The 13,303-nt window shown below is 66.4% G+C and carries 12 protein-coding genes; 5 read left to right on the forward strand and 7 right to left on the reverse strand.

Annotation, left to right across the window (positions count from 1 at the left end; genetic code table 11):
* Positions 1-97 precede the first annotated feature (97 nt).
* The 5 genes from ACWCIA_RS20490 to ACWCIA_RS20510 all read left to right on the forward strand — a co-directional run bounded on the left by ACWCIA_RS20490 (position 98) and on the right by ACWCIA_RS20510 (position 3,627).
* Positions 98-886, forward strand: coding sequence for an IclR family transcriptional regulator (locus ACWCIA_RS20490; RefSeq protein ID WP_454166302.1), 789 nt, complete (start codon positions 98-100; stop codon positions 884-886).
* A 94-nt stretch (positions 887-980) separates the two neighbouring features.
* Complete coding sequence (locus tag ACWCIA_RS20495) at positions 981-1,196, forward strand: ferredoxin (RefSeq protein WP_454166303.1); 216 nt, start codon at positions 981-983, stop codon at positions 1,194-1,196.
* A 105-nt stretch (positions 1,197-1,301) separates the two neighbouring features.
* A complete protein-coding gene (locus ACWCIA_RS20500; RefSeq protein WP_454166305.1) occupies positions 1,302-2,060 on the forward strand; it encodes an SDR family NAD(P)-dependent oxidoreductase in 759 nt (252 codons plus the stop codon).
* Between the two features lie 23 nt (positions 2,061-2,083).
* Positions 2,084-3,004: a VOC family protein gene (locus ACWCIA_RS20505; protein WP_454166307.1), complete on the forward strand. Its 921-nt coding sequence runs from the start codon at positions 2,084-2,086 to the stop codon at positions 3,002-3,004.
* Between the two features lie 176 nt (positions 3,005-3,180).
* Positions 3,181-3,627, forward strand: coding sequence for a MarR family winged helix-turn-helix transcriptional regulator (locus tag ACWCIA_RS20510; protein WP_454166309.1), 447 nt, complete (start codon positions 3,181-3,183; stop codon positions 3,625-3,627).
* Between the two features lie 113 nt (positions 3,628-3,740).
* On the opposite strand, the gene ACWCIA_RS20515 is transcribed toward ACWCIA_RS20510, so the two are convergent.
* From ACWCIA_RS20515 to ACWCIA_RS20545, 7 genes are all read right to left on the reverse strand, one after another.
* On the reverse strand, positions 3,741-4,676 hold the full coding sequence (locus tag ACWCIA_RS20515; protein WP_454166311.1) for an electron transfer flavoprotein subunit alpha/FixB family protein: 936 nt from the start codon (positions 4,674-4,676) through the stop codon (positions 3,741-3,743).
* Positions 4,677-4,688: 12 nt separating this feature from the next.
* The gene (locus tag ACWCIA_RS20520) at positions 4,689-5,438 is read right to left on the reverse strand and encodes an electron transfer flavoprotein subunit beta/FixA family protein (protein WP_454166313.1); all 750 of its coding nucleotides are present in this window, start codon (positions 5,436-5,438) and stop codon (positions 4,689-4,691) included.
* A gap of 2 nt (positions 5,439-5,440) precedes the next feature.
* Positions 5,441-9,001: an indolepyruvate ferredoxin oxidoreductase family protein gene (locus tag ACWCIA_RS20525; RefSeq protein WP_454166314.1), complete on the reverse strand. Its 3,561-nt coding sequence runs from the start codon at positions 8,999-9,001 to the stop codon at positions 5,441-5,443.
* A gap of 105 nt (positions 9,002-9,106) precedes the next feature.
* The gene (locus ACWCIA_RS20530; protein ID WP_454166316.1) at positions 9,107-10,231 is read right to left on the reverse strand and encodes an acyl-CoA dehydrogenase family protein; all 1,125 of its coding nucleotides are present in this window, start codon (positions 10,229-10,231) and stop codon (positions 9,107-9,109) included.
* A 26-nt stretch (positions 10,232-10,257) separates the two neighbouring features.
* Entirely contained in the window at positions 10,258-11,058 is an 801-nt protein-coding gene (locus ACWCIA_RS20535; protein WP_454166318.1) for a crotonase/enoyl-CoA hydratase family protein, read from the reverse strand.
* Positions 11,055-12,122, reverse strand: a complete 1,068-nt coding sequence (locus ACWCIA_RS20540) for an acyl-CoA dehydrogenase family protein (RefSeq protein WP_454166320.1) — start codon at positions 12,120-12,122, stop codon at positions 11,055-11,057. The genes ACWCIA_RS20535 and ACWCIA_RS20540 overlap by 4 nt, the downstream gene beginning before the upstream one ends.
* A gap of 2 nt (positions 12,123-12,124) precedes the next feature.
* On the reverse strand, positions 12,125-13,270 hold the full coding sequence (locus tag ACWCIA_RS20545) for an acyl-CoA dehydrogenase family protein (protein WP_454166321.1): 1,146 nt from the start codon (positions 13,268-13,270) through the stop codon (positions 12,125-12,127).
* Between the last annotated feature and the right edge of the window lie 33 nt (positions 13,271-13,303).

Below are 13,303 nucleotides of genomic sequence, written 5' to 3' on the forward strand. Positions count from 1 at the left end.
AAGCACGCTTGCCCGCGACTGATTCTGATATTAGAATGGTATTTTAAATATCGACTCAGTCGCGCATCGCCGCTCTGGTCGCCCACTGGAGCGCCGCATGGCCACCACTACAAGCAGCGAAGAGCGGGCCGAGCTGGCCACGGGTGTCATCGTCAAACCGGTCGTGAACGCGATCCGCATACTGCGCTTCCTGACCGCTTCCGGCTCGCCCGAGCGCGCGGCCGACATTGCGCGCGAGCTGGCGCTCAATCCCAGTACCTGCTTCAATACCCTGCGCACGCTCGTCGCCGAGGAAATGCTCGACTTCGACCCCCTCTCGAAAACCTATTCCACGGGCCTGGGCCTGGCCAAGCTGGTCGAGCACCTGGTGACCCAGGGCCAGCGGCTCGAGGTGGTGCGCCCGCTGATGCAGGAATTTGCCGCGGCCCATCACGTCACCGTGACCCTGTGGCGGCGCATGGGCAACGAGCGCATCGTGCTCGTCAGCTCGGAAACCAGTCCGGGCGACCTGCGCATCGACATGGCGATCGGCCAGCGGCTGCCGATGCTGATGGGCGCGAGCGGCCGCCTGTTTGCCGCCCACCTGGAACTCGACGAGGCGCGCCTGCGCGCCGCCTTCGAAAAAATCCGCTGGCCGCGCCCTCTGAACTTCGAGGAATACCGCCAGCAAGTGGCCGACGCCCGCATCAAGGGCTGGGCCGTCGACGACGGCTATTTTTCGCCGGGCATCCTGGCGGTGGCGGCGCCCGTCGCCGACCGCAGCGGCGCCATCGCCTATGCCGTATCGGCGGTGACCTTCCGCGGCCAGCACGGCAGCGAGGAAATCGACAAGCTCGGCGCGGCCTTGCGGAAAGTTGCCGGCAAGATCGGGAATATCCTGTTCTGACATACGCGCATCACAAAACGTGACAGATTTTCGATTTGTGTGCATAATCGTCTCACAGACCCCCGCGGTCGGATAATTATTAAAGAGACGAATCATGAGCGACCAACTTCTTCACCGCGTCATCATCGAACGCAGCAAGTGCTGCGGTTATGGCCTGTGCGCCGCCATCTGCCCTGAAGTCTACAAGCTCGACGAGGGCGGCATCGTCTACGTCGACAGCGACATCGTCCCCGACGCGCTGCTGGAGTCGGCGCGCGAAGGCGCCGCCGCCTGCCCGGCCGAAGCGATCGCAGTCCAGGCCCCGGCCTGAGATTCCAACCTGGCGTACGCGCCAGGCGCAGGGCCGACTTGCAGCCGGCTTGACGGTGCAAGGCGAGCCCGCGCATGGCATGACGCCTACCTGCGGGGATAACCCATGAACAGACTAGCTGGAAAAGTCGCCCTGATCACGGGCACGGGCGGCGGCCAGGGCCGCGTCGCGGCCCTGTACTTCGCACGCGAGGGCGCCATCGTCGTCGGCTGCGACGTCGATCGTGCCGCCCACGAAGAAACGGCGCGCCTGATGGCGGCTGAAGGCTACACCCTGCACGGCTCGGCGCCGGTCGACCTCGGCGACCCTGAACAGGCCAGGCTCTGGGTCGAGTCCGCGGCGGAAGAACTCGGCCGCATCGACATTCTCTACAACAACGCCTCGGCCGCGAAATTCGGCGGCGTCGGCGAGATGTCGATCGAGGACTGGCATTTCACGATCCGTAACGAACTCGATCTCATCTTCTTCACTACCAGATACGCCTGGCGCCACCTGTCGGTGCACGGCGGCGTGGTCATCAATATCGCCTCGACGGCGGCCTGGGGCGGCTCGAAGGCGGCCGGCATCAGCGCCCACAGCGCGGCCAAGGGCGCAGTCGTCTCGTTCACCCGGCAGGTGGCGGTCGAGGGCGCGCCGCTCGGCATCCGCGCCGTCAGCATCAGCCCGGGCTTCGTGAAGACCCCGGGTACCGCGGCCTTCGTCGACAATCCCGTCACGCGCCGCATCATCCTCGACGGCGTGCTGCAGGACCGTCCTGGCGAACCGGAAGAAGTGGTGTCGCTGGCGCTGTATGTGGCATCCGACGAGGCGCGCTTCATGACCGGTTCCGACCTGGTGGTCGACGGCGGACTGCTCGCGATCTGAACACCATTCCAACAGGAGAATCAATGGACATCATCGGTATCGGCTACCTCGGTTTCGAGACCGCCAACCTGGACGCGTGGCGCGACTACGGCCCACAAGTGATGGGCTTCCAGGTCGCCCCTTCGCCGGAAGGCGATTCGGATTCGTTGTATTTCAAAATGGACGACCGGCGCCACCGGCTCGCCTTCCATCCGGGAAAGATCGACCGGATCGCCTACATCGGCTGGGAAGCGAAGGGCAAGCTGGAGTTTCACGCGGCGGTCGAACGCTTCCGCGAGCATGGCGTCGAACTTACCTTCGCCGACGAAGCCCTGCGCGAGCGCCGCGGCGTCAAGGAACTCGTCCGCTTCCGCGATCCGGTCGGCTACCAGCACGAGCTGTTCTACGCCCAGAAATGGATGCCGCGCTCCTTCCAGCCGGGCCGTCCCCACGGCGGCTTTACCTGCGGCGAGCGCGGCGTCGGCCACGTGGTCCTGATCACCCCCGAATACACGCCCGAGCTCGAGCACTTCCTGACCAACATCATGGGCATGCGCTACTACGGCGCTGGCGCCGGCAAGGGCAAGACGGGATTCTTCCGTTCGAAGCTCAACACGCACACCAGCCATGACATCGCCTACGGTTTCGGGCCGGGCAAGGCCGGGGTGCAGCACGTCGGCATCACCGTCCATTCGGTGCGCGACGTCGGCGAGACCTACGACCTGGTGCGCAAGAAAGGCCTGCAAATGATGATGACGCTGGGCCAGCATACGCAGGACCCGCACATGTCCTTCTACCACTTCACGCCCTCCGGTTTCGCGATCGAATGCATCGTCGAGCTCGAGCCCTGGCATGACGACGGCTATGAACTGAATCCGGAGAAACTGTCGACCTGGGGACACGAGCTGGTCGGCCCAATACTCGGGACCAGCGTGCGCTCGCCCGAGGAAGTGTTCGATCGCTAAAGGTCATGTTAGCGAACGGCCCGATCGATATTGTCTTTCGCCGGCGGTCGTGCAAGCGCCTGCCGGCGCCGCAGTATTGCCACGGCCGTGCTCCAGCATTTTCGCTCTGAGTAAGGTCACCGGTGTTGCAATGAACGCGACATCCGAAAAGCTTTGCCCTGAACCGGGGCCTATCCATGTCCCAGACCCTTCAAACGCAAGCCGAACGCTTCGCCACTGCCCTGCACGAGACTGCGCGCAGCTGGCGCCTCGCGCTCGAGGCGCGCCTGAAAGATTCGGGCGTGGGCCAGGCGGGCTGGATGACGATCGCAACGATTGCCAAGGCCACTGAGCCGCCCTCGCAACGCGTGCTGGCCGACCTGCTCGGCATCGAGGGACCGTCGGTGGTGTCGATGCTCGATCGCCTCGAACGCGACGGCCTTATAAGGCGCGCGCCCTGCCCGATCGACCGGCGCGTCAAGCTCGCACAGCTGACCGATGACGGCCGCGCGCTGTATGCACGGGTGCGCGGGGAAGCTGATTCCTTTCGCGTCGGCATGCTCGATGGTTTGTCCGAAGAAACCCTGACGAAGGCCGCCGAGCTGCTTGAACAGCTGCGTACGCGCATCGAACGCGCTGAGTGAAATATCTAATCCGGATCGTCAATGGAGATCGTCCTTGCACCCGTACCGGCACGGCGGGTGAATGCCGATGCTTTCGGCTTCATCACCCTGGCCGTCCGGCCACGCTATGCCGATTACTGGTGAAGCTGCGCTGTCAGCTCAGGAACCAGCTCGAACAAGTCGCCCACGAGGCCATAATCAGCCACCGAGAAGATCGGCGCTTCCGGATCCTTGTTGATGGCGACGATGGTCTTCGAGTCCTTCATGCCGGCCAGGTGCTGGATCGCGCCCGAGATACCGACGGCGATGTACAGCGACGGTGCGACGATCTTGCCGGTCTGGCCGACCTGCCAGTCGTTCGGCACGTAGCCCGCGTCGACCGCGGCGCGCGAAGCGCCCATGGCCGCGCCCAGCTTGTCGGCCAGCGGTTCGAGCAGCTTGAAGTTGTCGCCGGAACCCATGCCGCGGCCGCCGGAGACGATGATTTTTGCTGCCGTCAGTTCCGGACGGTCCGACTTCGCCAGTTCGCGGCCGACGAAAGCCGACTTGCCGAAATCGGCTGCTGCAGCGATCGATTCGACGGCAGCCGAACCACCGCTGGCGGCGGCCGCATCGAAGCCGGTGCCGCGCACGGTGATGACCTTGACGCTGTCGCTCGACTGCACGGTGGCGATGGCGTTGCCGGCGTAGATCGGACGCTCGAAGGTGTCAGGGGAGTCGACCTTGGTGATTTCCGAGATCTGGGCCACGTCCAGCTTGGCGGCGACGCGCGGCAGGATGTTCTTGCCGTAGGCGGTGGCCGGCGCCAGGATGTGCGAGTACGAACCGGCGATGGCCAGGATCTGCTCGGCCACGTTTTCGGCCAGGCCGTCGGCGAAATACGGCGCGTCGGCGACCAGCACTTTCGAGACGCCGGCGATCTGCGCGGCGGCTTCGGCGGCGGCGCCGCAGTTGGAACCGGCGACCAGCACGTGGACGTCGCCGCCGCACTGGGCGGCCGCGGTCACGGTGTGGTGGGTGCTGCCCTTGAGGGAGCCATTGTCGTGTTCAGCAATAACGAGTGCGACCATGATGTTTCCTTATTAGATGACTTTGGCTTCGGTGCGCAGCTTCTGCACCAACGTGGCGACGTCCGGCACCTTGATGCCCGCCGAGCGCTTGGCCGGCTCGACGACCTTCAGGGTCTTCAGGCGGTTCGCGACGTCGACGCCCAGGTCTTCCGGCTTGATCGTTTCCAGCGGCTTTTTCTTGGCCTTCATGATGTTCGGCAGCGTGACGTAGCGCGGTTCGTTCAGGCGCAGGTCGGTGGTGACGATGGCCGGCAGGGTCAAGGAAACGGTTTCCAGGCCGCCGTCGACTTCGCGGGTCACGGTGACCTTGCCGTCTTCCAGCACGACTTTCGACGCGAAGGTCGCTTGCGGCCAGCCCAGCAGGCTTGCTAACATCTGGCCGGTCTGGTTCGAATCGTCGTCGATCGCCTGCTTGCCCAGGATGATCAGCTGCGGCTGCTCCTTGTCCGCCAGCGCCTTCATGATCTTGGCCACGGCCAGCGGCTCGGTCTCGCCGGCGGTTTCGACCAGGATGCCGCGGTCGGCGCCGATCGCCATGCCGGTGCGCAGGGTTTCCTGGCACTGCGGCACGCCGACCGAGACTGCCACCACTTCGGTGACCTTGCCGGCTTCCTTCAAACAGACCGCTTCTTCGAGCGCGATTTCGTCGAACGGGTTCATCGACATCTTGACGTTGGCGATATCCACGCCGCTGCCGTCAAGCTTGACGCGGACCTTGACGTTATAGTCGATCACGCGTTTGACCGGTACCAGGACTTTCATGTTTACCTCCTCAGGCTTTTTTGTAATCGGTTGGCGGGCGCATCGTAGAGCGCCATCAGGAGCGTGCGGCTTTCCTGCGCCGCGTCCATGGCTTGTTCCTTCACATGGCCATAGCCGCGGATTTTCTCCGGCTGGCGCGCCAGCTCGATGGCGGCATCCAGGCGTTCAGGGCTCAAGCTGGTGCAGAACATGTCGACCAGCGCGAAATAATCGTCGACCAGTTGGCGCTCGCGGCGCCGCTCGGCGGTCTTGCCGAAGGGGTCGAGCAAGCTGCCGCGCAGTCCCTTGAACCGCGCCAGCACCCTGAAGGCGGACATCATCCATGGGCCGAAACGCTGTTTGACCAGCTTCCCGCCGGCGTCGCGCTTGGCCAGCAGCGGCGGCGCGAGATGGAAATTGAGCGTGTAGTCCTTCCCAGGCTCGCCGTCGAACTGCCTGCGCAGCTCCTCCAGAAACTCAGGTCCGCTGTGCAGCCGCGCGACCTCGTATTCGTCCTTGTAGGCCATCAGCTTGGCGAGATTGCGCGCGACCGCTTCGGTGAGAGCCAGGCGGCCGCTTCCAGCGATCCCGCTCTCCACCGCGCGCAGGCGTTCCACCGCGCCCCGGTAGCGCTCTGCATAGGTAGCGTCCTGGTAGGCGGTCAGCAGGTCGACGCGCTGCGCGACCAGCCGGTCGAGCGTCACCGGCATCGCCATCACGACGGCTTTGCCGGCCGGCCGGGCGGCCTCCTTGGCCAGCGTGGCCGGATCGTGCGCGGCCAGGCGACCTGCTTCGAAGGCCGCCTGGTTCTTCTCGACCGACACGGCATTCAATTCGATGGCGCGCAGCAGCGCCGCCCGGCCAAGCGGTATCCAGCCCTTCTGCCAGGCGTAGCCGAGCAGCAGCGGGTTGGCATAGATGCTGTCGCCGAACAGGCGCAGGGCCAGCGCGTTGGCGTCGATGAATTCGCAGCCGTCACCGATGGCCGCGCGGACATCGCCTTCGGCAGCCGCACCGGGGAAGGTCCAGTCGGGGTTGGACAGGAAGGCGGCCGCCGGCACCGAGGCGCTGTTGACCACGGCACGGGTGCGGCCGTGGCGCACCCGCGACAGGGCGTCGCCAGATGCCGCCACCATCGCATCGCAGCCGATCAGCACCGCCGCTTCCCCCATCGGTACCCGCGTGGCGTGCAGCTGTTCCGGGTGCGCGGCGATCTGCACATGGCTGAGCACCGCCCCGCCCTTCTGGGCCAGGCCCGTGATGTCGAGCACCTTGACGCCCTTGTTCTCCAGATGCGCGGCCATGCCCAGCAGCGCGCCGACGGTCACCACGCCGGTGCCGCCCACACCGGGCACCACGATGCCGCAGACGCCCGTCAAGGGCGGCAGTACCGGGTCAGGGGCCAGCTGCGAAGGCGCGTCGGCGGCGGCCGCCTTGGGCCGGCGCAGCTGCGCCCCTTCCGCCGTCACGAAGCTTGGGCAGAAGCCGTTCACGCAGGAGAAATCCTTGTTGCACGAGCTCTGGTTGATCTTGCGCTTGGTGCCCAGCGGTGTCTCCAGAGGCTCGACCGACAGGCAGTTCGATTTGACCGAGCAGTCGCCGCAGCCCTCGCACACGGCCGGGTTGATGAAGGCGCGCCGGGCCGGATCCGGGTAATCGCCGCGCTTGCGGCGGCGGCGCTTTTCGGTGGCGCAGGTCTGGTCGTAGATCAGGACCGACACGCCAGGCACCTCGCGCAGCTCCAGCTGCAAGGCGTCGAACTGGTCGCGGTGATGCACTGTCACGCTCGCAGGCAAACCGGTCCGGTCTACGTATTTTTCCGGTTCGTCGCTGACGACCAGTACCCGCGCGGCGCCCTCGCCCACCACCTGCTGCGCAATCTGCGGCACCGTCAGCGTGCCGTCCACCGGCTGGCCGCCCGTCATCGCCACCGCATCGTTGTAGAGGATTTTGTAGGTCACCGTCGCCCTGGCCGCAATGGCGGCGCGGATGGCGAGCAGGCCCGAATGGAAATAGGTGCCGTCGCCCAGGTTGACGAACACGTGCTTGTCGCGCGTGAAATGCATTTGCCCGAGCCAGCTGACGCCCTCGCCGCCCATTTGGGTCACGGTCTCGGTGTTCCGGTCCATCCACAGCGCCATGTAATGGCAGCCGATGCCTGCCAGCGCGCGCGAGCCTTCCGGCACCCGGGTCGAGGTATTGTGCGGGCAGCCCGAGCAGAACCAGGGTTTGCGCTCGGCCGTCACACGGGGACGCGCCGCTTCGCGCTCCTTGGCGTCGATGACTGCGATGCGCGCCTCGATCGCCGTGCACAGCTCCTCCGGCAGCCCGACGCGGCCCAGCCTGCGCGCAAGCGCACGGGCGATCAGCGCGGGCGAGAGTTCGTAGCGCGCCGGCAGCAGCCATTGACCGCGCGGGGCCGACCATTCGCCGCCTGCGCCGTCGCGCTCGTCGAACTTGCCGTACACCCGGGGACGCTGCCCGTGCGGCCAGTTGTAGAGCTGCTCCTTGATCGCGTATTCGAGCACCTGGCGCTTTTCCTCGACCACGAGGATCTCGTCCAGGCCGGCGGCGAACTCCTGCACGTCGTCCGCGTGCAGCGGCCAGACGCAGCCGACCTTCAGAATGCGGATGCCGATCCGGTGGCAGGCTGCGTCGTCGATACCCAGGTCGGCCAGCGCCTGGCGCAAATCGAGGTAGGCCTTGCCGGCCGCCACGATGCCGAAGCGCGCCCCGGGGGCGTCCATCACGATCTTATTGAGCTTGTTGGCGCGGATGTAGTCGAGCGCCGCATACCACTTGTGGTCGACCAGCCGCGCTTCCTGGTCCAGGGGCGCGTCGGGCCAGCGGATCCCGAGCCCGCCTTCGAGCGCCGGCGGCTCGGGAATGACGATCTGCATGGCGCCCGTGTCGATCTCGATCGAGGCCGACGATTCGACCACGTCGGTGACGCATTTCATCGACACCCACAGCCCCGCATGGCGGCTCATCGCCCAGCCATGCAGGCCGTAGTCGTGGAATTCCTGCACGCTCGACGGGTACAGCACCGGTATCCCGCAGGCGATCAGCAAGTGCTCCGACTGGTGCGCGACGGTCGAGGACTTGGCCGCGTGGTCGTCGCCCACCAGCATCAGCACCCCGCCGTGTTGCGAGGTGCCGGCCGAATTGGCGTGCTTGAGCACGTCGGCGGACCGGTCGACACCCGGGCCTTTGCCGTACCACATGCCGAACACGCCGTCGCGCGTCGCGCTTTCGTACAGGTTGACCTGCTGCGTGCCCCACACGGCGGTGGCCGCCAGGTCCTCGTTCAAGCCGGGCTGGAAGACGACGTCGTGGCTGTCGAGATGCTTCTTCGCCTTCCACAAGGCCAGGTCCAGGCCGCCCAGCGGCGAACCGCGGTAGCCGGACACATAGCCGCCGGTGTCCAGGCCCGCGCGCCGGTCGCGCGCCTTCTGCAGCATCGGCAGGCGCGCCAGCATCTGCACGCCGCTCAGGAAAATGCGGCCCTGTTCCACGGTGTATTTGTCGTCGAGTGCGACGGCGCGCAAGGCGGCGCCTGCTTCAGCGGTGAGCGGCGAATTCATGACAGGTTCCTGATGGTTTTGATGAACGGTGCGGGCGAGCGGCCTCCCGTCCCACTGCGGGACGTGGAGGGAGACCGGTCTGGAAACGTGGAAGCGGCCTAACGGCTACAGCGAGCGGGCGATGATCTCTTTCATGATTTCGGAGGTCCCGCCATAGATGCGCGCCACCCGGGCATCGACCCAGGCGCGGCTGATCTTGTATTCGCTCATGAAGCCATAGCCGCCGTGCAGCTGGAGCAGCTCGTCGAGGATCTTGCCCTGCATTTCGGAGCCCAGCAGCTTGCACATGGCGCCCACTTCGGGCGACAGCTCGCCGCGCATGGCCTTGCCCAGGCAGTCGTCGACGAAGACCCTGAGCATGGTCGCCTGCGCCTTGCACTCGGCCAGCTTGAACTTCGTATTCTGGAAATCGAACACGGTCTTGCCGAAGACCTTGCGCTCGCGTACGTATTCCAGCGTATCGTCGAGCAGGGCCTCGATGCACGCGGCGGCGCGCAGGCCGATGATGGTGCGCTCCCAGGCCAGCTGGTGCGTCAAATAGGAAAAACCCTTGTTCTCTTCGCCGAGCCGGTTCTCGACCGGCACCCGCACCTCGTCGAAGAACAGCTCGGAGGTATCCTGGCCCTTCAGCCCGATCTTTTCCAGCAGCTTGCCCTTCGAGAAGCCCGGCCGCTCGGCCTCGACGCAGATCAGCGTGAGTTCCTTCGCGCCCGGATCGAGCTTGGTCGCCGTGACCATCAGGTCGGCATTGCCGCCGTTGGTAATAAAAGTCTTCTGACCGTTGACCACGTAGTCGTCGCCCTCGCGCCGGGCGCTGGTGCGCATCGAGCGCAGGTCCGAGCCGATGCCCGGTTCGCTCATCGCGATCACGCCGATCATCTCGCCGCTGACCATTTTAGGAAGCCACTTGCGCTTCTGCTCTTCGCTGCCGTAGGCGACGATATAGGGCGCGACGATTTCCGAATGGGTAGTGAAACCGATGGCGGTGGCGTTCACCCGGGCCAGCTCTTCGATCATGACCGCCGAGTGGCCGAAGTCGCCGCCGGCGCCGCCGTACTCCTCGGGCACGGTCGAACACAGCAGGCCGACTTCGCCGGCCTTTTTCCATACCGACTTCGGCACGATGCCGGCGTGCTCCCACTCGGCCAGGTGCGGCACGATTTCGTTCTCGATGAACCGTCGGGCCATCTCGCGGAACATGTGATGGTCTTCCCGGAATACGCTGCGCATTGTCGTGTCTCCTGATGAAATGGGATCTAGCGTCCCTGGTACTGCGGTTCGCGCTTGCCGAGGAAGGCCGAGACCGCCTCGGCATGGTCCTCGGTATGGTGGGCCAGCGCCTGGTAGGCGGCCGACATCTCCAGCAGCGAATCGAGCCGCATGTGCTGGCCTTCGCGCAGCAGGCGCTTGGTCAGGCGCAGCCCGTGCGAGGGGTTCGCCGCTATGCGCCGCGCGATCGCCAGCGCCGCCTCCAGGACCTCGGCCGCCGGCACCACTTCGGTGACCAGCCCCCAGGCCAGCGCGGTCTGCGCATCGATGGCGTCGCCCGTCAGCGCCATCAGGCTGGCCTTGGGCATGCCGACGATGCGCGGCAGCAGCCAGGCGCCGCCGTCGCCCGGCACGATGCCCAACTTGACGAAACTCTCGGCGAACTTGGCCGAGTCGGCGGCCACCCGCACGTCGCACATGCAGGCGAGGTCGAGTCCAGCTCCGATGGCCGGGCCGTTCATCGCCGCGATCACGGGCACTTCCAGGCTATAGAGGCAAAGCGGAATGCGCTGGATGCCGTTGCGGTAGCTTTCGCTGACCTCGTAGGGCGAGCCGGCGAAAATGCCGCCGCGCTCGGCCATGTCCTTGACGTTGCCGCCGGCGCAGAAGGCCGGTCCGTTGCCGGTCAGGACCACGACCTTGATGCCGCGGTCGGCGCGCACCATGGCGCACAGGTCGACGAATTCCTGCATCTGGGACGGCAGGCTTAGGGCATTGCGGGTCTCCGGACTGTCCATCCGCACGGTGAGGATCGCGCCATCGCGCTCGATTGCCAGGAATGGTTTCATGCGCGCAGCTCCTGCAAAGTGTCGAAATGGCCAGCCGTTACCCCCGGCCAGAACCCGTGCGGGCCGGCGGCGCACACGGCGCGGCCTAGGCGCTGCGACCAGGCCGTGGCCGACCCGAATTCACTGCGCCAGGACCACAGCCGGCGCGTCGTCAGGTGCAGCGAATGCTCGTGCGTGAAGCCGATCGCGCCGTGCACCGCGTGGGCCACGCTGGCGCCGACGCCCGCCGCTTCGGAGGCGCAGATCTTCGCCGCAATGGCCTGCAGGCGCACGATGCGCGTTTCGGCGGCCGCGAACGCGGCTTCGGAGGCCATGACGGCGGCGGCAGTCTGTTCGGCCAGAACCGCTACCTGGTGCTGGATCGCCTGGAAGCTGCCGATCGGCTTGCCGAACTGGACGCGCTCGCCGGCATACTGCGTCGCCATCGCCAGCACCGCTTCCATGGCGCCGGCTATCTGCGCGGCGCGCAGCATGGCGCCGCCAAGCAGCAGCACGTCGGTCGGCCAGCCGGCCGGCAGCGCCGCGTGCGCGACTGGGGCGACCTCGTGGAACAGCAGGATCGCGCGGGGCTCGGCGGCGATATTCGCGCTCTCCTGGCGGCGGGCCGCCTCGGTCGGCAGCAGGACGACCGCCGGGTTGGCACCGCCCGTCACCGCGACCACGAAGGGCACCGCATCGCCCCAGGGAACGTCGAGCGCTTCGCCGCTGACCGTTGCGCCCTGCAGGCGCAAGCTGCCGGAACCGGCGATGCTGACCGCCCCTGCCGCCGGCGCCAGGCCGGCCGCTCCGAGCAGCCAGTTGGCCAGCATGGCCTCCGGCAGCGGCAAGGGCAGGTTGAAGCGGCCGGCGAGCCGGATCACGCCGCAGACATCGGCCCAGGACGCGCCCGCTCCGCCGAGGGACTCGGGCACCAGCGCCAGCGGAAAGCCGGATTCCTCGACTTGCGCCCACATGGCATGCGGCCATGAATGAGGCCCGTTACCGCCTTCGCAGGCCAGCACCGCGGCGGGGCTGGCCAGGTCGGCGAACAGGCGCTCGACCGTTGAATCGAACAGTTGTCTCATGATTAACGCATTCCCAGACCGCGCGCGATGATCCCGCGGAGTATTTCGCGCGTGCCACCGCGCAGTGAAAATGAAGGGGCCTCCTGGGTCAGGTAGGCCAGTACCCGTGCGTGCTCGCTGCTTCCGCGCGTGGCGGGCAGGGTTTCGAGCAGCAGCTGCGCCAGTTCCGGCAGCTCCTGCTCGAAGGTGGTGCCGAGTTCCTTGACAACCGATGCTTCCAAGGCCGGGTTGCGTCCGGCCGCCAGCTGGGCCGTCACCGCGAGCGACATCTGGCGCAGCGTGACCAGGCGCGCCGCCAGGCGTCCGATCTCGCGCGCCTGGTAAGCGTCCGGCTCGCTGCCGACCGCCTCGATCAGCGTATGCATCAGGGCGATCGAGCTCAGGAAGCGCTCCGGCCCGCTGCGCTCGAAGGCCAGCTCCGCCGTCACTTGCGCCCAGCCCTGCCCTTCGGTGCCGATCAGGGCGTCCGCTTCGAGTGTCAGGTCGTCGAAAAACACTTCGTTGAAATGCGTGGCCCCGGTCAGGTCCTTGATCGGCCGGATCGTGATCCCCGGCAGCGACAGGTCGATGATGAACTGGGACAGTCCCTCGTTGCGCTTGCTGTCGATGCCGGTTCGTACCAGCGCGATCATGTAGTGCGAGCGATGGGCATTCGTGGTCCAGACCTTCTGCCCGTTGACGATCCACTTGTCGCCGGCGCGGCGCGCGCTGGTCTTGATGGAAGCGAGGTCGGAGCCGGAATTCGGTTCGCTCATGCCGATGCAGAAGAACTGCTCGCCGCGGCAGATCGCGGGCAAATGGAACTCTTTCTGCGCCTCGGTACCGTAATGCAGGATCTGAGGTCCGCTCTGGCGGTCGGCGAACCAGTGGGCCGATACCGGCGCGCCGGCGGCCAGCAGCTCCTCGATCACGACATAGCGGGTAAAGGGACTCGCATCGGCGCCACCATAGCGTTTCGGCAGCGCCATCCCGACCCAGCCGCGCGCACCCAGGCGGCGGCTGAACTGGGCATCGAATCCCATCCAGGATTCGGCGCGCCGGGTCGGCGGATAGTGCGCCAGGGCGTCGGCCAAAAAGGCGCGCACGTCGGCGCGAATGGCCTCGGCCTCGGGCGGGATGGGACTGAATGTGAACTGGTCGATGGACATGGGCAGTCATGCGTTGGAGTCGGACTCCTGGCC

It is taken from the genome of Massilia sp. SYSU DXS3249, from assembly GCF_053668055.1.